This window comes from Streptomyces sp. NPDC059009 (assembly GCF_042740175.1).
Taxonomy (GTDB): Bacteria; Actinomycetota; Actinomycetes; order Streptomycetales; family Streptomycetaceae; genus Streptomyces.
This window is the reverse complement of record NZ_JBHYJB010000083.1, coordinates 1-16,588: the sequence shown is the minus strand read 5'-3', so window position 1 is coordinate 16,588 and position 16,588 is coordinate 1. Positions and strand designations below refer to the sequence as shown.

General features: G+C 70.5%; 18 protein-coding genes and 1 pseudogene. 14 read left to right on the top strand and 5 right to left on the bottom strand.

Annotated elements, in window-relative coordinates; genetic code table 11:
* Positions 1–42: 42 nt before the first annotated feature.
* A complete protein-coding gene (gene sepH, locus ACFWYM_RS44245) occupies positions 43–1,143 on the bottom strand; it encodes a septation protein SepH (RefSeq protein ID WP_384851173.1) in 1,101 nt (366 codons plus the stop codon).
* Positions 1,144–1,605: 462 nt separating this feature from the next.
* On the opposite strand from sepH, the gene ACFWYM_RS44240 reads away from it, so the two are divergent.
* Positions 1,606–2,769: a hypothetical protein gene (locus tag ACFWYM_RS44240; protein WP_384851171.1), complete on the top strand. Its 1,164-nt coding sequence runs from the start codon at positions 1,606–1,608 to the stop codon at positions 2,767–2,769.
* A 78-nt stretch (positions 2,770–2,847) separates the two neighbouring features.
* Here the strand turns inward: ACFWYM_RS44240 and ACFWYM_RS44235 are convergent, their stop codons facing one another.
* Together ACFWYM_RS44235 and ACFWYM_RS44230 are read right to left on the bottom strand one after the other, a co-directional pair.
* The gene (locus ACFWYM_RS44235) at positions 2,848–4,176 is read right to left on the bottom strand and encodes a D-arabinono-1,4-lactone oxidase (RefSeq protein WP_384851169.1); all 1,329 of its coding nucleotides are present in this window, start codon (positions 4,174–4,176) and stop codon (positions 2,848–2,850) included.
* Positions 4,127–5,374 carry an MFS transporter gene (locus ACFWYM_RS44230; protein ID WP_384851167.1) on the bottom strand — a complete coding sequence of 416 codons (1,248 nt, stop codon included), beginning with the start codon at positions 5,372–5,374 and terminating at the stop codon, positions 4,127–4,129. The genes ACFWYM_RS44235 and ACFWYM_RS44230 overlap by 50 nt, the downstream gene beginning before the upstream one ends.
* Positions 5,375–5,559: 185 nt before the next feature.
* Here ACFWYM_RS44230 and ACFWYM_RS44225 point away from each other — a divergent pair, with 185 nt between their 5' ends.
* Positions 5,560–6,699, top strand: coding sequence for a ferrochelatase (locus tag ACFWYM_RS44225; protein WP_384851165.1), 1,140 nt, complete (start codon positions 5,560–5,562; stop codon positions 6,697–6,699).
* A gap of 73 nt (positions 6,700–6,772) precedes the next feature.
* Positions 6,773–7,588 (top strand): inositol monophosphatase family protein, encoded by an 816-nt coding sequence (locus ACFWYM_RS44220; protein ID WP_384851163.1) that lies wholly within the window; start codon positions 6,773–6,775, stop codon positions 7,586–7,588.
* A gap of 97 nt (positions 7,589–7,685) precedes the next feature.
* Here ACFWYM_RS44220 and ACFWYM_RS44215 read toward each other — a convergent pair whose 3' ends face one another.
* On the bottom strand, positions 7,686–7,856 hold the full coding sequence (locus tag ACFWYM_RS44215) for a hypothetical protein (protein WP_384851161.1): 171 nt from the start codon (positions 7,854–7,856) through the stop codon (positions 7,686–7,688).
* Positions 7,857–8,178: 322 nt separating this feature from the next.
* Here ACFWYM_RS44215 and ACFWYM_RS44210 point away from each other — a divergent pair, with 322 nt between their 5' ends.
* The 4 genes from ACFWYM_RS44210 (at position 8,179) to ACFWYM_RS44195 (ending at position 11,708) form a co-directional block, all read left to right on the top strand.
* Entirely contained in the window at positions 8,179–8,832 is a 654-nt protein-coding gene (locus ACFWYM_RS44210; protein ID WP_055544891.1) for a response regulator transcription factor, read from the top strand.
* A gap of 6 nt (positions 8,833–8,838) precedes the next feature.
* Entirely contained in the window at positions 8,839–10,083 is a 1,245-nt protein-coding gene (locus ACFWYM_RS44205; RefSeq protein WP_384851159.1) for a sensor histidine kinase, read from the top strand.
* Between the two features lie 394 nt (positions 10,084–10,477).
* The gene (locus tag ACFWYM_RS44200) at positions 10,478–10,774 is read left to right on the top strand and encodes a DUF4193 domain-containing protein (RefSeq protein ID WP_055544889.1); all 297 of its coding nucleotides are present in this window, start codon (positions 10,478–10,480) and stop codon (positions 10,772–10,774) included.
* 13 nt (positions 10,775–10,787) lie between these two features.
* Positions 10,788–11,708: a hypothetical protein gene (locus tag ACFWYM_RS44195; RefSeq protein ID WP_384851158.1), complete on the top strand. Its 921-nt coding sequence runs from the start codon at positions 10,788–10,790 to the stop codon at positions 11,706–11,708.
* A 73-nt stretch (positions 11,709–11,781) separates the two neighbouring features.
* On the opposite strand, the gene ACFWYM_RS44190 is transcribed toward ACFWYM_RS44195, so the two are convergent.
* Positions 11,782–12,228 (bottom strand): DUF3093 domain-containing protein, encoded by a 447-nt coding sequence (locus ACFWYM_RS44190; RefSeq protein ID WP_384851156.1) that lies wholly within the window; start codon positions 12,226–12,228, stop codon positions 11,782–11,784.
* Between the two features lie 58 nt (positions 12,229–12,286).
* Here ACFWYM_RS44190 and ACFWYM_RS44185 point away from each other — a divergent pair, with 58 nt between their 5' ends.
* The 7 genes and pseudogenes from ACFWYM_RS44185 to ACFWYM_RS44155 all read left to right on the top strand — a co-directional run.
* Positions 12,287–12,871, top strand: coding sequence for a PaaI family thioesterase (locus tag ACFWYM_RS44185; protein WP_384851154.1), 585 nt, complete (start codon positions 12,287–12,289; stop codon positions 12,869–12,871).
* The gene (dut, locus tag ACFWYM_RS44180; protein WP_384851152.1) at positions 12,868–13,395 is read left to right on the top strand and encodes a dUTP diphosphatase; all 528 of its coding nucleotides are present in this window, start codon (positions 12,868–12,870) and stop codon (positions 13,393–13,395) included. Before ACFWYM_RS44185 ends, dut begins: the two co-directional genes overlap by 4 nt.
* Position 13,396: 1 nt before the next feature.
* On the top strand, positions 13,397–14,161 hold the full coding sequence (locus tag ACFWYM_RS44175) for a DUF3710 domain-containing protein (protein ID WP_384851150.1): 765 nt from the start codon (positions 13,397–13,399) through the stop codon (positions 14,159–14,161).
* Positions 14,162–14,306: 145 nt separating this feature from the next.
* Positions 14,307–14,480: a hypothetical protein gene (locus tag ACFWYM_RS44170; protein WP_384851148.1), complete on the top strand. Its 174-nt coding sequence runs from the start codon at positions 14,307–14,309 to the stop codon at positions 14,478–14,480.
* Positions 14,477–14,566 (top strand): K(+)-transporting ATPase subunit F, encoded by a 90-nt coding sequence (gene kdpF, locus ACFWYM_RS44165; RefSeq protein WP_033264828.1) that lies wholly within the window; start codon positions 14,477–14,479, stop codon positions 14,564–14,566. Before ACFWYM_RS44170 ends, kdpF begins: the two co-directional genes overlap by 4 nt.
* Before the next feature lie 8 nt (positions 14,567–14,574).
* Positions 14,575–16,236: a potassium-transporting ATPase subunit KdpA gene (kdpA, locus tag ACFWYM_RS44160; protein ID WP_384851146.1), complete on the top strand. Its 1,662-nt coding sequence runs from the start codon at positions 14,575–14,577 to the stop codon at positions 16,234–16,236.
* Positions 16,236–16,588 (top strand): annotated as a pseudogene (locus ACFWYM_RS44155) (potassium-transporting ATPase subunit B); the annotation flags it as partial. The gene kdpA and the pseudogene ACFWYM_RS44155, both read left to right, overlap by 1 nt.

Here is a 16,588-nt window from a genome sequence, read left to right as displayed (position 1 = left end):
CCGGACTGCCGGTGCGGGCCCCCTCGTACGTGCGGTGATGCGTTACTCCTGCTTCTTGCGGCGCGTACCGAAGACGATCTCGTCCCAGCTCGGCACCGCGGCGCGGCGGCCGGGGCGGACGCCGTCGGCCTCGGCCTGGCGGTCCGTGGAGCCGACCAGGCGGTCGCGATGGCTGGCGACCGAGCGCGGCATCAGGACGTCCGCGTACGCCGAACCGGCGGACGCCGCCGAGGCCGCGGGCTCCTCGGCCTCCGGCTCCTGCTGCTCGACGGTCTCCTCCGGCGGGGGCGGCGGCGGGAGCTCCGTGGGCGCGGTGGACGGGCGCTCGGGCACGACCATGTCGCCCCGGAAGCTGGGCACCGCCTCCAGGAGGCTGGTGAGGGAGTCGCGCTCCTGCTCGGCGACGGCCGCACCGGCACCCGTCGACTCGTCCGACGGCTCCCGGGCGGGCTCGGCCGGGCGGTCCAACTGCCGGTCCAGGGCGCGGTCGAGCGGCCGGTCGAGCGGCCGGTCGCGGGGCAGCCGGGCGATGCGCGGCACGAACGGGAAGCTGGGCTCGGGCGCCGCGATGTCGTCGGACTCGCCGATCAGCGAGCGTGCCTCGTCGTCCACGGCCTGGACGAGCCGCCGGGGCGGGTCGTAGGTCCAGCTCGCAGAGTGCGGTTCGGTGGCCACGCGGTAGACGAGGAGGACCTCCCAGGTGCCGTCGTCACGGCGCCACGAGTCCCACTGGACGGTGTCCTTGTCGGCGCCGCGCAGCAGCAGCCGCTCCTGCACGGCCTCGCCGAGCTGCGGTCCGGTGTTCTCGCCGGGGCGGCGTACGGGGGTCTTCCTGGCCCGCTCCGCCATGAAGGCGCGCTCGGCGAGCACGGGTCCTTCGAAGCGGCGGACTCGATCGACGGGAATGCCCGCGAGCGAGGCGACTTCCTCCGCGCTGGCACCCGCCCGTATGCGGGCCTGGATGTCGCGGGGGCGGAGGTGGCTCTCCACCTCGATCTCGATCTGGCCGAGGCGCGGACGGTCGCCGCGCACGGCGGCGCGCAGCCGCTCGTCGATCGGAAGCGTGTACTCCGTGCTGTCCGCAGCCTTCAGCACCAGCCGTGTGCCGTCGTTGCTGACGGCCACGACACGCAGTTCGGGCATGGGGACCTCCCGGGTGGTGCCTGCCGACGTCACGTGCGTCGCTGCTTCCGCTAGTCGAGTGTGGCCTGCCCGGGTGCAGCCTGCCACAACCTTGCCGAGTTGCCCGGCGTGTCGGGCATGGGCCCTGGATCGCCGTTATGGCACGGTTACCTTTTCGCAACGCTAAGTGACGACTCTCGTCACCCTGTGCAGCGAGCCCCCTCCCGGTGGTCCATGGAGGCCCCGGGCACCCTGGCGGGAGACCGGACCCAGGGCTCGCAACAGTACTCCATTCGGGCCACCTGGGTGGACCGCCGCGCCGCTGAACTTGTCGCAGGGGAAGGGAGTTGATGGCTTCGCGCCGCGATCGCGGCCCGCGCGCGGGTGGCGCACTTCACGGAATCTCCAGAACCGGAACTAAAAACTCCCCCGGTACGTCCCCTTCTCGTGTAGTGAGTCGAGAAAGGACGGCAAGGTTCTGAGATGGGTGAAAAGCCGGAGTCCGGCGCTGATGCGAAGGAAAAGCGGCGCATCGATCTGAGCGTGCCACAGGTCGCGGGCAGCGCCGTGGCCGCGGTGGTGGCCGCCAAACTGGCTTCGTACATGGGGGTTTACGGCACGATCATCGGCGCCGGCGTGGTCAGCGCCGTCGCGGCCACCGGTGGCTCGGTCTTCCAGCACTTCTTCAAGCGCACGGGTGAGCAGATACGTGACGTCGCCGTACAGGCGAAGCCGAAGCCGCACCAGGTCCCCGTGACCGCAGACACGCCTGTGCCCGCGGCCTTCAGGGCGGAGCCGCAGACGTCGGCCGTCAGAACGTCGGCCACGAGAGCGGCGGCCTACACGGGTGTGGGCCCGGTGACCACGACGTGGGGGAGGCGGCCCGAGGACCTCGGCGCCGACCCGACGACCGTGCTGCCCGTCGCCGGCGGGGCGGACGGGGTGGACGGGGCAGACACGGACAAGACCCAACTCCTGGGCGCCGTCGGCCCCGACGCCGACAAGACGCAGCTGCTGGGCTCGGTCGACGCGACCCAGCTGGTGCCGCGCGACGACGCCACGCGCGTGCTGCGCACCACGGGGCCCGGCGCCGGGCCCGCTCAACCGCCGCTTCCGGCCGAGGAGTTCACCGCCGCCACCACGCACCGGACGCAGATCCGCAGCTGGAAGCGGCCGTTGATCGCCGGCGCCGTGGTCTTCGGCGTCGCGATGGCGGGGATCACCACGTACGAGCTCGTCACCGACAAGACGTTCAGCGGCGGCAGCGGCACCACCCTCGGGGACACCCTGACCGGCCACAGCTCTCCGAAGAAGTCCGACCCGGAGCCGTCCACGGGCACCTCCGAGGACCCCACGGGCAACGGCACTTCGGGCACGGGTGACGGTGAGCAGCAGGGCGGCGGCTCGTCCACGGACCAGGACGGGAACACCGGGCAGACGCCGGACAAGGGCGACGGCTCGGACTCCGGGTCCGGCGACGGCGGTTCCAAGAAGGACCCGACCCCGACCCCGACGCCCACCCCCACTCCGACGCCCACGCCCACCCCGACCCCGACGCCCACTCCGGACGGCAACGGCAACGGCGGCAGCAACGGCGGCTCCGGCACCGGCGGCCTGGAGCGGCAGGCGCCGACGGGCGGGGAGTGATCCGGAAGCGAGCAGTGATCCGGAAGCGGGCGGTGATCCGGAAGCGGGCGGTGGCCGGGAAGCGGGCCGAGACCCGGATCAGTCGCCGAGGACGCGACGCAAGTAGTCGTTGCCGAAGCGGCGGTCCGGGTCGAGCCGGTCGCGCAGCGCCGTGAACTCGGCGAAGCGCGGGTAGACGCCGGCGAAGTACTCCGCGTCGCGGGTGTGCACCTTGCCCCAGTGCGGGCGCCCCTCGTGGGCGGTGAAGATCCGCTCGGCGGCGGTGAAGTACTCCCGGTACGGCGTGCCCTTGTACATGTGGACGGCGATGTACGCGCTCTCCCTGGCGGAAGCCGTGGAGAGCGCGATGTCGTCGGCGGGGGCGGTGCGGACCTCGACGGGGAAGCTGATCTTGAGGTTCGAGCGGTCGACCATGGCCTTCAGCTCGCCCAGCGTCTCCACCAGGGCCTCGCGCGGCACGGCGTACTCCATCTCGATGAAGCGGACCCGGCGCGGAGATGTGAAGACCTTGTACGGAATGTCCGTGTAGGTCCGGGCGGACAGGGCCTTGCTGGAGATCTTGGCGATCGTCGGGATGGTCGCGGGCACGGCCCGGCCCAGCGAATTGACCACCTGGAACAGGCCGTTGGAGAGCAGCTCGTCCTCGACGAAGGCGCTGACCCTGCCGGGAGGGGCCGCGGGGCCCGCGCTGCGGTTGTTGCGCTTGGTGTTGCAGTTGCCGGTATGCGGGAACCAGTAGAACTCGAAGTGCTCGTTCTCGGCGAAGAGCTGGTCGAATTCGTTCGTGACCTGGTCGAAGGTCATCGGCTCCTCGCGCGCGGTGAGGAAGAAGACCGGCTCCACGGCGAAGGTGATCGCGGTGATGACACCGAGGGCGCCGAGCCCGACCCGGGCCGCCGCGAAGACGTCGGCATTCTCCTTCTCGGAGCAGGACAGCACCGAGCCGTCCGCCGTCACCAGTTCAAGTCCCTTGATCTGGGCGGAGATCGAGGCGGACTCGCGGCCCGTGCCGTGCGTGCCGGTGCTGGTCGCGCCGGAGACGGTCTGCTCCATGATGTCGCCCATGTTCGTGAGCGACAGGCCCTCGCGGGCCAGCGCCGCGTTCAGGCGCTTCAGGGGGGTGCCGGCCTCGACGGTGACGGTGCCCGCGGCGCGGTCGATCTTCCGGATGCCGGTGAGCAGGTCGGGGCGTATGAGGACGCCGTCGGTCGCGGCGGTCGCGGTGAAGGAGTGGCCGGTGCCGACCGGCTTCACCTTGAGGCCCTCGTCCGCCGCCGCGCGCACGGCGGCGGTGAGTTCGTCCACGGAGGCGGGGGTGACCTCGCGGACCGGGCGGCTGGTGACGTTGCCCGCCCAGTTACGCCATGCCTTCGTGGTCCCTGCGTTCCGTCCGCTGCCCGTGCTCATGGGTCCCTCCCCGTTGCGGAACCGGCCGCTTCAGCCGGCGATACCCCAGGAATCCCACCGCGACCGCGACGGCCCCGGACACCCCCGGAACCCCGTACCCCGCGTCCGGCCCGGCGGCGTCGATCACCCAGCCGGCCACGGACGAGCCAAGCGCGACGCCGACCGCGAGTCCGGTGCTCACCCAGGTCATGCCCTCGGTCAGCTTCGCGCGTGGTACGTGCTGCTCGACGAGGGCCATCGTCGTGATCATCGTCGGTGCGATGGAGAGGCCCGCGAGGAACAACGCCACGGCCAGGAACGGAAGGTTCCCGACCAGTTGAAGCGGGATCATACTCACGGCCATGGCACAGACACCGAGCAGCCACCGGGGTGCGGGCGCCCCCGAGAAGTGCAGCAGGCCGAAGGCCGCCCCCGCCAGGCACGAACCCAGCGCGTACACCGCGAGCACGAGGCTCGCGGCTCCCTTGTGGCCCTGCTCCTCAGCGAACGCCACGGTGACCACGTCGATCGAGCCGAAGATGGCGCCCGTGGCCGCGAACGTGGCGACCAGCACCTGGAGTCCTCCCGAGCGCAACGCCGAGCCCCCGGTGTGGTGTTCACGCGGGTGCGGCACCGGCTCGGTGGCCCGCTGCGCCGTCAGCCAGAAGACGCCGACGGCGAGGAAGACGCCCGCAAGGAGGGGCCCGGCCTCCGGGAACCACACCGTGGAGAGGCCGATCGAGATGATCGGTCCGAAGATGAAGCAGACCTCGTCCACCACGGACTCGAAGGAATACGCGGTGTGCAGCTGCGGGGTGCCCCGGTAGAGGACCGCCCAGCGGGCCCTGATCATCGAGCCCACGCTCGGCACGCAGCCGACCAGGCCGGCGCAGACGAAGAGCGTCCAGTCCGGCCACCCGAACTTCGCGGACAGCAGCAGCCCGGCGACCGCGGCGAGCGAGACCAGCGTCGCGGGCCGCAGCACCCGGCGCTGGCCGTGCCGGTCGACGAGCCGGGAGATCTGCGGGCCGATCGCCGCGGCGGACAGGGCGACGGTGGCCGAGAGGGCGCCCGCCAGACCGTACCGGCCGGTGAGCTGGGAAATCATGGTCACGATGCCGATGCCCATCATCGACAGCGGCATCCGTCCGAGGAAGCCGGCCGTCGAGAAGCCCTTGGTGCCGGGGGCGGTGAAGATGGCGCGGTAGGGGCTGGGCACGTGGATCTCCGGTCAGGCGACGCCTCCGGACCGATGAGGGTCAGGTAAGGCGTAAAGGTGGCTGAGACAGATTACGTCTGCCGGACAGGGGGCGCATCGTCGTTTTCCAGTCGGGACGTTCAGGGGCTCATCCGGACCAGGTGGCCGTTACGCGGCTGTCAGTGGCGGGTGGCAGGATCGATGACATGTCCGATGCTGCGCTGGATCCCACTCCCTACGACGCCCTGCTGCTGCTCTCGTTCGGCGGCCCCGAAGGCCCCGACGACGTCGTCCCGTTCCTGGAGAACGTGACGAAGGGCCGCGGCATCCCCAAGGAGCGCCTGAAGGAGGTGGGCCAGCACTACTTCCTGTTCGGCGGGGTCAGCCCGATCAACGAGCAGAACCGCGCGCTGCTCGACGCCCTCCGCAAGGACTTCGCGGACCATGGCCTGGACCTGCCGGTGTACTGGGGCAACCGCAACTGGTCGCCGTATCTGACGGACGTCCTGCGCGAGATGGTGGCCGACGGCCGCCGCCGGATCCTGGTCCTCGCCACCAGCGCGTACGCGTCGTACTCGGGCTGCCGCCAGTACCGGGAGAACCTCGCCGCGTCCCTCGCCGCCCTGGAGGCCGAGGGCATCGAGAAGAGCGCCCTGCCCCGCGTCGACAAGCTGCGGCACTACTTCAACCACCCGGGCTTCGTCCGCCCCATGGTCGACGGCGTCCTGAAGTCCCTCGCCGACCTCCCCGAGGACGTGCGCGGCGGCGCCCACCTGGCGTTCACGACGCACTCGATCCCGGACGCGGCGGCCGACACCTCCGGCCCCGTCGAGGACCACGGCGACGGCGGCGCCTATGTGAAGCAGCACCTGGACGTGGCCCGCCTGATCGCCGACGCCGTCCGCGAGGAGACCGGCGTCGACCACCCCTGGCAGCTCGTCTACCAGTCGCGCTCCGGCGCCCCGCACATCCCGTGGCTCGAGCCGGACATCTGCGATCACCTGGAGGAGCGGCACGGAGCCGGGGTCCCCGCGGTGGTCATGGCCCCCATCGGCTTCGTCTCGGACCACATGGAGGTCCTGTACGACCTGGACACGGAGGCCGCGGCGAAGGCCAGGGATCTCGACCTTCCGGTCCGCCGCTCGGCCACCGTCGGCGCCGACCCCCGGTTCGCCGCCGCGGTGCGCGAGCTCGTCCTGGAGCGGGCCGCCACGGAGTCCGGGGCCGCGGTGACGCCCTGCGCCCTGGGCGCGCTCGGCGCGAGCCACGACCTGTGCCCGGTCGGCTGCTGCCCGGCACGCACCCCCCAGCCCGCCGCGGCGGGCACCGACAGCCCGTACGCGTAACCGGCGGGAACCGCAAGGAACCCGGTAGGAACCGCCGGGAACCCGGCAGGAACCGGTAGGCACAAGGAGCACCATGACCGACCAGCCCCAGCCCCAGGCCCTGCGGGCCGAACTCCTCGCCGTCGCTCTGGAGGCCGCGCAGCGCGCGGGCACCTTCCTGCGCGACGGGCGCCCCGAAGACCTGGGCGTGGCCGCCACGAAGTCCAGCGCCGTCGACGTCGTCACGGAGATGGACATCGCCTCCGAGAAGCTCATCACCGACTTCCTGGCCGACCGCAGGCCAGGGGACGGCGTGCTCGGCGAGGAGGGCGCGAGCACCGAGGGCACCACCGGCGTCCAGTGGGTGATCGACCCCATCGACGGCACGGTCAACTACCTTTACGGGCGCCCCGATTGGTCCGTCTCCATCGCGGCCCGCAAGGACGGCGAGACGGTCGTCGGCGTCGTCGGCGCCCCGATGCGCGGCGAGACCTACCGGGCGGTGCTCGGCGAGGGCGCGTACGTCAACGACCGGCCCGCGCGCACCCGGACCGCCCCGCCGTTCGAGCAGGCCCTGGTCGGCACCGGCTTCGGCTACATCGCGGCCCGCCGGGCCCATCAGGCCGAGATCGCCCGGCAGTTGATCCCGCGCGTGCGGGACATCCGGCGCGGCGGCTCGGCCGCGATCGACCTGTGTGACGTGGCGGTGGGCCGCCTGGACGCGTACTACGAGCGGGGCCTCAACCCCTGGGACTTCGCCGCCGGAGAGCTCATCGCGCGCGAGGCGGGCGCGCTCACCGGAGGACGTCCGGGCCAGGCGCCCTCCGGTGAGCTGACGATCGCCGCCCCGCCCGGCCTCTTCGAGCAGCTCCAGGGCTTCCTGGACGAGCAGGGTGCCTGGCACGACTGAGGGCGCCGGACACCGTCCAGCGGGGCGGTGAGCGGACAGAGAAGGGCCCCGGCACCTGGACCAGGTGCCGGGGCCCCGTGCTGATGGGGTGCGCACGTCAGACGTGCGCAGCGACCTCCACGCCGTGCTCGGCGGCGAGGCGGTGCAGATCTTCCAGCTCGGACTGCTCGACCTCCACGAGGAAGTCGTCGCCAGTCTCCTTCGCCCGGGAGAGGTCGGACTCCGTGGCCTTTATGCGCTGCAGTAGCCCTGCGGTGAATGCGTCCATGGTTGCGCTTACGCCCCCTCGGCTGGGTCGTGGGTCTGTCTGGCACGGGGGTGTGCCCTGGAGAAGGGACGATCACGTCCCTCGACCGCTCTGCGGAAAGCGGTTCGTGGCGCGCCACATACACAACGTGATCGCGGGTGTAACTGCCGTCCTCCCCTGGCTCCGTTCCGCAGAAACCTCAACCGGCGGAGAAAATCCCGCATTCCCGGGCCCCGAGGCCGTCTTACAGCCGGTTTATGGCTGAAAGGGGCAGGATGGAGGTCTCACCCCACGAACAGACCTGCCCCGCGTCCGCGCCGGGGCACAGAGGAAGGACAGCGACGTGCGTGTACTCGTCGTCGAGGACGAGCAGCTGCTCGCCGATGCGGTGGCCACCGGACTGCGCCGGGAGGCCATGGCCGTCGACGTGGTGTACGACGGCGCCGCCGCCCTGGAGCGTATCGGCGTCAATGATTACGACGTGGTGGTCCTGGACCGCGACCTCCCGCTCGTCCACGGCGACGACGTGTGCCGCAAGATCGTCGAGCTCGGGATGCCGACCCGCGTCCTGATGCTCACCGCGTCCGGCGACGTCAGCGACCGCGTCGAGGGCCTGGAGATCGGCGCCGACGACTACCTCCCCAAGCCCTTCGCCTTCAGCGAGCTCACGGCACGCGTGCGTGCCCTCGGCCGGCGCACGAGTGTGCCCCTGCCGCCCGTCCTGGAGCGCGCCGGGATCAAGCTCGACCCGAACCGCCGCGAGGTGTTCCGGGACGGCAAGGAGATCCAGCTCGCGCCCAAGGAGTTCGCCGTCCTGGAGGTGCTGCTGCGCAGCGAGGGGGCCGTGGTCTCCGCCGAGCAGCTCCTGGAGAAGGCATGGGACGAGAACACGGACCCGTTCACGAACGTCGTGCGGGTCACCGTCATGACCCTGCGCCGCAAGCTCGGTGAGCCCGCCGTCATCGTGACGGTGCCCGGCTCCGGCTACCGGATCTGACCCCCGGTGGCCGCGACCCCCGCGCCACCGCAGGCGCCTCCCAAGCCGACCTGGGATCCGAGGAAGCCCGAGCCGCCGTTCCCGTGGCTGCGCCCCACGATCCGCATAAGGCTCACGCTCCTGTACGGCGGCATGTTCCTGATCGCGGGCATCCTCCTGCTCTCGATCATCTATCTGCTCGCCGCGCAGGCCCTGAACGTGGGCAGTGATCTGCCGTTCCGCGTGACGGGCGTCGAGGTCAGCAGCAGTTCGTGCACGAACCTGCGCGGCCTGCCCGACCACCCCTCGGCGGACCAGCTGAACTCCGCGCTGAACCGGTGCGTCAACGACCTGCGTCAACATGCGCTGGACAATCTCCTCAGCCGTTCGCTGCTCGCCCTGCTCGGCCTCGCCGTGATCGCGTTCGCCTTCGGGTACGCGATGGCGGGACGCGTTCTGTCGCCGCTCGGCCGCATCACGCGTACGGCCCGCAGGGTGGCCGGCACGGACCTGACCCGGCGCATCGAACTGGACGGCCCGGACGATGAGTTGAAGGAGCTCTCGGACACCTTCGACGAGATGCTGGACCGCCTGGAACGGGCCTTCACGGCCCAGCAGCGGTTCGTGGGCAACGCCTCGCACGAGCTGCGCACCCCGCTGGCCATCAACCGCACGCTCCTGGAGGTCCAGCTCTCCGACCCGAACGCACCACCGGAGCTCCACCAGCTCGGCAAGACCCTGCTCGCCACGAACGAGCGCAGTGAGCAGCTCGTCGAGGGCCTGCTGCTGCTCGCCCGCAGCGACAACCAGATCGTGGAGCGCAAGCCGGTGGACCTCGCCGAGGTCGCCAACCGCGCCGTCGACCAGGCGCGCGCGGAGGCCGAGGCCAAGGGCGTCGAGATCCGCGGGGAGCGCGGCCTGGCCGTCGTCCAGGGAAACGGTGTGCTCCTGGAGCGCATCGCCCTGAACCTGGTGCAGAACGCGGTCCGGTACAACATCCCCGACGGCGGCTGGGTCGAGGTGACCACGGAGGCCCAGCACGGCCAGGCGGTCCTCGTCGTGTCCAACACGGGGCCGGTCGTCCCGGCGTACGAGATCGACAACCTCTTCGAGCCCTTCCGCCGACTGCGGACCGAGCGGACGGGCAGCGACAAGGGCGTCGGGCTCGGCCTGTCGATCGCCCGGTCGGTGGCGCGCGCCCACGGGGGCCGTATCATCGCGGAGCCGCGCGAGGGGGGTGGGCTCGTGATGCGTGTCACTCTGCCCATCTGACGCCTCGCCGCGGACGCGCCGCCGTGTTCGCTTTGCGCGGAATTTTCGGGACTCGATCCCGGGAGATCCGTGTGGAATCGATCACAGAGGCGAATTTTCGGCCATCTACTCTCCGTGATCGTGAACATCGCCGGAAAGCCGGGAAAATCCGGGTTTTCGGGGGTCTTGATCACGGGAAGTACACGGGGTGGCGCCCGTGAAGTGCGACATTCGGACCGTGTACGGTCCCGATCGCCATCCAACCCGATCACCTCTTCAGGGGGGCGGTTGGGTGTCGATTGAGTAACAGACCTTGATGTGAGGCAAAATCTCCGCCTCGGGTCGGGCACAAGTCCGGCCTCTCACGCGTTACGTGCGCTGGAGACACCGCAGACACCCAGAGGGGGAGAGCGACATGGCAACGGACTACGACACCCCACGTAAGACCGACGATGACGTCAACGAGGACAGCATCGAGGAACTCAAGGCCAGGCGAAACGACAAGTCGACCTCGGCGGTCGACGTCGACGAGTTCGAGGCCGCAGAGGGCCTGGAGCTGCCCGGCGCGGACCTGTCCAACGAGGAGCTCGCGGTCCGCGTGCTCCCCAAGCAGCAGGACGAGTTCACGTGCATGAGCTGCTTCCTCGTGCACCACCGCAGCCAGCTGGCCCGCGAGAAGAACGGCCAGCCGATCTGCCGCGACTGCGACTGAGGCCGGGTCGGCCGTGACTGGCACGACCCCGCCCAGGAAACGCCGCTTCCGCAAGCGCGGAGCGGACGCAGCCGCGCCTGCCGCGGACGTACGTGACGACGAGCGGGGCTCTTCCCCTGCAGGAGCAGCCTCGCTCGAACCCGCGCCCGCCACTGAGGCGGCGCGGGAGGAGACGGCGGCCGACAAGGCGCCCCGCGCGGACACGCGCAAGGGACGCCGCGTTGCCGCCGTCACGCAGGGCGTCCGGCAGGGCGTGCGCAGGGGCGGTCAGGGGGCCAAGGCGGGCATCGGCTACCTCGCCGACCGCCTCATCGAGAACGCGCCGCGGATCCCGGTCCGCGACCTGTCCACCCTCCGCAAGCAGTTCCCCGGCCTGACCCCCGAGGAGCTCGCGGACAAGCTCATCTCCGGCGCGGCCAACGCCACGTCGACGGTGGGAGCGGGAGTGGGAGCGGCGGCCATGCTGCCGGTGCCGCCCGCGATGCCCGCCGAACTGGCGGCCGAGATCACCGGGGTCGCCGCGATCGAGCTCAAGCTGATCGCCGAACTCCACGAGGTCTACGGCCTGCGCCCGCCCGGCACCCTCACCCAGCGCAGCACCGCCTACCTCAGCTCCTGGTCCGAGGAGCGCGGCATCGACGTGGCGAAGCCGTCGACGATAAACGCCGCGCTCGGCGGCCAGATGAAGCGCGAGCTGCGCCAGCAGATCATGAAGCGCATGGTCCGCAATCTGCCGAACCTGATCCCGTTCATGGTGGGCGCCGCCGTCGGTGCGGTCATGAACCGCCGGGACACCAAACGCCTCGCGGCCCGCGTCCGCGCCGATCTGCGCAAGGCGCAGGTGCCGTGGGACGCGCTGCCGGAGCTGCCGCCCCTGGAGCAGCCCGTGGACCCGCTGCGGCCCGGAGAGCTGCCCAAGGAGCTGGGGGCCTGAACCGCCGCCTCGAGGCCGCGAGTTGGGGCCCGCGAGGGCCCGAGGAGAGCCCCTGGGGCAGCCCCGAGGAGAGCTACGCCGTACGGACGGCCGCCAGGGCCGCCGCGAGGGCCTCCGGGTGCCGCGTGGACACGTACACGTACGGCGTCGGGTCCTCGGGGTCGACGATCTCCACCCGCAGCGCCGTCGGGATGTAACTGCGCAGCAGCATGAACGCGCGCGGGTCCGCCCGGTGGGTGCGCCAGGCGCGCGCCCCCTCCGCGTCCAGGACCTCGGCATCGCCGAGTGCGGACACCGGGATCTTCGCGTCACCGGCGACCAGGGAGCCCGCCACGACGCGGATACGGGCGGAGCCGTACGAACTCGTCACGATGGCCGCGACCGCCGTCCCGCCGACCAGGCCGCCGAGCAGGGGCAGGGTGCCGAAGGGAAGCATCGTCAGAGCCATGGCGACCCCGACGAGGAGGGAGACAACCCACCACGAACGGGGCGCGGTCAGGCGTTCTTCGTAAGGCTGCATGCGACCAAGCTTGGCACGGTGAGCTACAGGGGTGGACGCGCAGGTAAGGTCTGCGCCTGTGAGTGGTACTTCTGCAGCTCTGAAGCCCCCGGCCGACGCCATAGCGCCCGTCCGCCACCCCGACGCGCCCGCCCCCGGCGAGCTCATCGGAGCCCACTACGAGCACTGTTTCGGCTGCGGTGGGGGACAGCCGCACGGGCTGCATCTCGAGGCCCGGGCCGGCGAGGGAGTGCGGATCACCGCGGAGTTCACGGTGCGCCCGGCCCACCAGGGGGCTCCCGGGCTCGCGCACGGCGGCATCCTCGCCACGGCCCTGGACGAGACGCTCGGCTCGCTGAACTGGCTGCTGCGGGTGATCGCGGTGACGGGGCGCCTGGAGACGGACTTCGTGCGGCCGGTGCCGGTGGACACCGTGCTGCATCTGGAGGCCGAGGTGACCGCCGTGGCGGGGCGGAAGATCTACTCGACCGCCACCGGCCGGATCGGCGGCCCCGACGGGCCCGTCGCGGTCCGCGCCGACGCCCTCTTCATCGAGGTGAAGGTCGACCACTTCATCGACAACGGCCGCCCGGCGGAGATCCAGGCGGCCATGAACGACCCGGACCAGATCAGGCGCGCCCGCGCCTTCGAGGTGAACCCGTGACCCGTGCTCCGCTTGATGTGCTGATCCGCCGCGTCGACCCGGAGGTACCGCTGCCGTCGTACGCGCAGCCCGGCGACGCGGGTGCCGATCTGCGGACCACCGAGGGGTGCGAACTCGCCCCCGGGGAGCGCGTGGTCCTGCCGACGGGGGTGTCTGTCGCGCTGCCCGAGGGGTACGCGGCCTTCGTGCACCCCCGGTCCGGGCTCGCCGCTCGCTGCGGTGTCGCTCTGGTGAATGCCCCGGGGACGGTGGATGCCGGGTACCGTGGGGAGATCAAGGTGATCGTGGTGAATCTCGACCCGCGCGAGAGCGTGCGGTTCGAGCGCTTCGACCGGATTGCCCAACTGGTCGTCCAGCAGGTCGAGAAGGTTCGCTTCCAGGAGGTCGCGGAGCTTCCCGTATCGGCGCGGGCCGAGGGGGGCTTCGGGTCCACCGGTGGCCATGCCGCCGTGGGCGCCGGCTCGGGTGAACAAACGGGTGGGAATCGATACGCATCGGTCGTATCTGACCGGGAAGGACAGTGACGTGTTCGGACGTCGCAAGAAGGACAGTGCCGCCGAGGATGCGGCCGGCGAGGCCGAGCAGGTCGTCGACGGCACCGACAGTGAGGTGACGGACGAGGAGCAGCCTGCGCGGGTGCGGCTCGAGCCGGAGCCCCGTCCCGACGGTCCCTGGGATGTCTCCGAGGTCCGTGAGCCGGGCGAGGGCCGGGTGGACCTCGGCGGCATCTTCGTGCCCGGGGTCGAGGGCATGGAGCTGCGGGTCGAGGTCGCGGGCGACGCGATCGTCGCGGCCACCGTCGTGCTCCAGGACAGCGCCATCCAGCTGCAGGGCTTCGCCGCCCCCAAGAAGGAGGGCATCTGGGGCGAGGTCCGCGAGGAGATCGCCTCGGGCATCACACAGCAGGGCGGTGTCATCGACGAGGTCGAGGGCCCCCTCGGCTGGGAGCTGCGCGCCCAGGTGCCGGTCCAGCTGCCGGACGGGACGGGCGGCTTCCAGGTCGTCCGCTTCATCGGCGTCGACGGGCCGCGCTGGTTCCTGCGCGGGGTGATCTCCGGGCAGGGCGCGGTGCAGCCGCAGGCCGCGGGTCTCCTCGAGCAGATCTTCCGGGACACCGTGGTGGTCCGGGGCGAGGGCCCGATGGCGCCGCGCGACCCGATCGTCCTGAAGCTGCCGGACGACGCGCAGATGGTCGCCGAGGGCGTCCAGCAGGACCAGCAGGAGGGCTCGCGCTTCTCCGGCGGAATGGGCCAGCTGGAGCGCGGACCGGAGATCACCGAGGTGCGCTGAACCCGCCGGGGTTCGCTGACCGAAAAGTTGCGGGCCGATGGGCCGTACTCCCTTATGGGGGGTACGGCCCATCGGTGTTTTCGCAGGTGAGAGCGGGCAAACGCGGGCGACGTAAGAGAGTCGTCAACGGGGCGCCATTGGCCGTATGGGAGGCGTCAACGGCGGTCGTATTCGGCCAGGGAGGCGGTTTCCTCGTCAGGTCAGATTCCGTCCCCGTCTCATTCAGGAGCTCGCGATGGCCGATGTGGCCTTCGTCGTCACCACGATCGCGGTGTTCGCGCTGGTGGCTCTCGTCGCCAAGGGGGTGACCAAGCTGTGACCGCCGAAAACATCGTCGGCCTCGTCGTGGCCGTCGCCCTGCTGGGTTATCTGGTCCTCGCCCTTGTGTTCCCGGAGAGGTTCTGAGCCCTGATATGAGTCCCGTTCTTGCCGGTGTGCTCCAGCTCCTCGCACTGATGGTCGCGCTGGCGCTCGTCTACCGTCCGCTGGGCGACTACATGGCCCGGGTCTACTCCTCCGAGAAGCATCTGCGGGTGGAGAAGTGGATCTACAAGGCGATCGGCGCCAATCCGTCGGCCGAGATGCGCTGGCCCGCCTATCTGCGCGGGGTGCTCGCCTTCTCCGCGGTGAGTGTGCTGTTCCTGTATCTGCTGCAGCGTCTGCAGGGTTCGCTGCCCGGGTCGCTGGGGTTCAAGGCGATCGATCCGGATCAGGCGTTCAATACGGCCGCGTCGTTCGTGGCGAACACCAACTGGCAGTCGTACTCCGGTGAGCAGGCCATGGGGCATGTGGTGCAGACCGGTGGGCTTGCGGTGCAGAACTTTGTCTCGGCGGCGGTGGGGATCGCCGTGGCGGTCGCTCTGGTGCGGGGCTTCGCGCGCTCGCGCACCGGTGAACTGGGGAACTTCTGGGCGGACTTGGTGCGCGGTACCGTCCGCATCCTGATTCCGATCGCGGTGCTCGGTGCGATCGTGCTGGTGGCGTGCGGGGCGATCCAGAACTTCTCCGGCATTCATGGTGTCGGCCAGTTCATGGGCGGCAGCCAGCAGTGGAACGGCGGCGCGGTGGCCTCGCAGGAGGCCATCAAGGAGCTGGGCACCAACGGCGGCGGCTATTTCAACGCCAACTCCGCCCATCCGTTTGAGAATCCGAATGCCTTCTCCAACCTCTTCGAGGTCTTCCTCATCCTGGTGATCCCGTTCGCGCTGACCCGGACGTTCGGCAAGATGGTCGGCTCGGTCAAGCAGGGCTACGCGATTCTGGCCACGATGGCGGTGATCTGGGTTGGGTTCACGGCGCTGATGATGTGGACGGAGTTCGCGCACCATGGTCCGGCCTTTGATGTGGCCGGTGGGGCGATGGAGGGCAAGGAGACGCGGTTCGGGATCGCCGGGTCGGCGATCTTCTCGGTGGCGACGACGCTGACCTCGACGGGTGCGGTGAATTCCTTCCATTCGTCCAACACGGGTCTGGGCGGTGGCATCGACCTGTTGGGGATGCAGCTGGGTGAGATCGCTCCGGGTGGTACGGGTTCGGGCCTGTACGGCATGTTGGTCATGGCGATCATCGCGGTGTTCATCGCGGGCCTGATGGTGGGGCGCACGCCGGAGTATCTGGGCAAGAAGATCGGCACGCGGCAGATCAAGCTGGCCGCCTGCTACATCCTCATCACGCCGGCGCTGGTTCTTGGCTTTACGGCGGTGTCGATGGCGCTGCCCACGCCGAAGAACTCGATGCTGAACCCGGGGGCGCACGGCTTCTCCGAGATTTTGTACGCGTTCACGTCGGGTGCGAACAACAACGGCTCCGCCTTCGCGGGGCTGAGTGCGGACACGAACTGGTTCAACACCACGATCGGGCTGGCGATGCTCCTTGGCCGGTTCCTGCCGATGGTGTTCGTGCTTGCGCTGGCGGGTTCGTTGGCGGAGCAGAAGCCGATCCCGGAGACGGCGGGCACGCTGCGGACGGAAAAGCCGCTGTTCACCGGTCTGCTGGTCGGCACCATCATGATCATCACCGGTCTCACCTACTTCCCCGCGCTCGCGCTGGGCCCGCTCGCTGAAGGGCTCGCGTGATGAGTACCGACATCAAGAAGGAACAAGAGGGGCCCGGCTCCATGTCCACCGCCACTCCCACGCGTGCGCCGCACAGCGACGTACCCAGCGGGCACAAGGAGGAAGGCCGCGTCGGCGGGGGTCTGTTCGACCCCAAGCAGCTGCTGAAGTCCTTCCCGGACGCGATCAAGAAGCTCGATCCGCGAGTGATGGTCAAGTCCCCGGTCATGTTCGTGGTCGAGGTGGGCTCCGTGCTCACCACGATCCTTGCGATCACCGACCCGGGGGACTGGTTCGGCTGGGCGATCGCGGCCTGGCTCTGGCTGACGACGATCTTCGCCAACCTGGCGGAGGCCGTGGCCGAGGGGCGCGG

What these genes read in the sequence shown, in the direction of transcription:
- sepH (WP_384851173.1), bottom strand. Translation starts at nt 1,143, where the DNA reads ATGCCCGAACTGCGTGTCGTGGCCGTCAGCAACGACGGCACACGGCTG.
- ACFWYM_RS44240 (WP_384851171.1), top strand. Translation starts at nt 1,606, where the DNA reads ATGGGTGAAAAGCCGGAGTCCGGCGCTGATGCGAAGGAAAAGCGGCGC.
- ACFWYM_RS44235 (WP_384851169.1), bottom strand. Translation starts at nt 4,176, where the DNA reads ATGAGCACGGGCAGCGGACGGAACGCAGGGACCACGAAGGCATGGCGT.
- ACFWYM_RS44225 (WP_384851165.1), top strand. Translation starts at nt 5,560, where the DNA reads ATGTCCGATGCTGCGCTGGATCCCACTCCCTACGACGCCCTGCTGCTG.
- ACFWYM_RS44220 (WP_384851163.1), top strand. Translation starts at nt 6,773, where the DNA reads ATGACCGACCAGCCCCAGCCCCAGGCCCTGCGGGCCGAACTCCTCGCC.
- ACFWYM_RS44215 (WP_384851161.1), bottom strand. Translation starts at nt 7,856, where the DNA reads ATGGACGCATTCACCGCAGGGCTACTGCAGCGCATAAAGGCCACGGAG.
- ACFWYM_RS44200 (WP_055544889.1), top strand. Translation starts at nt 10,478, where the DNA reads ATGGCAACGGACTACGACACCCCACGTAAGACCGACGATGACGTCAAC.
- ACFWYM_RS44190 (WP_384851156.1), bottom strand. Translation starts at nt 12,228, where the DNA reads ATGCAGCCTTACGAAGAACGCCTGACCGCGCCCCGTTCGTGGTGGGTT.
- ACFWYM_RS44170 (WP_384851148.1), top strand. Translation starts at nt 14,307, where the DNA reads ATGGGAGGCGTCAACGGCGGTCGTATTCGGCCAGGGAGGCGGTTTCCT.
- kdpA (WP_384851146.1), top strand. Translation starts at nt 14,575, where the DNA reads ATGAGTCCCGTTCTTGCCGGTGTGCTCCAGCTCCTCGCACTGATGGTC.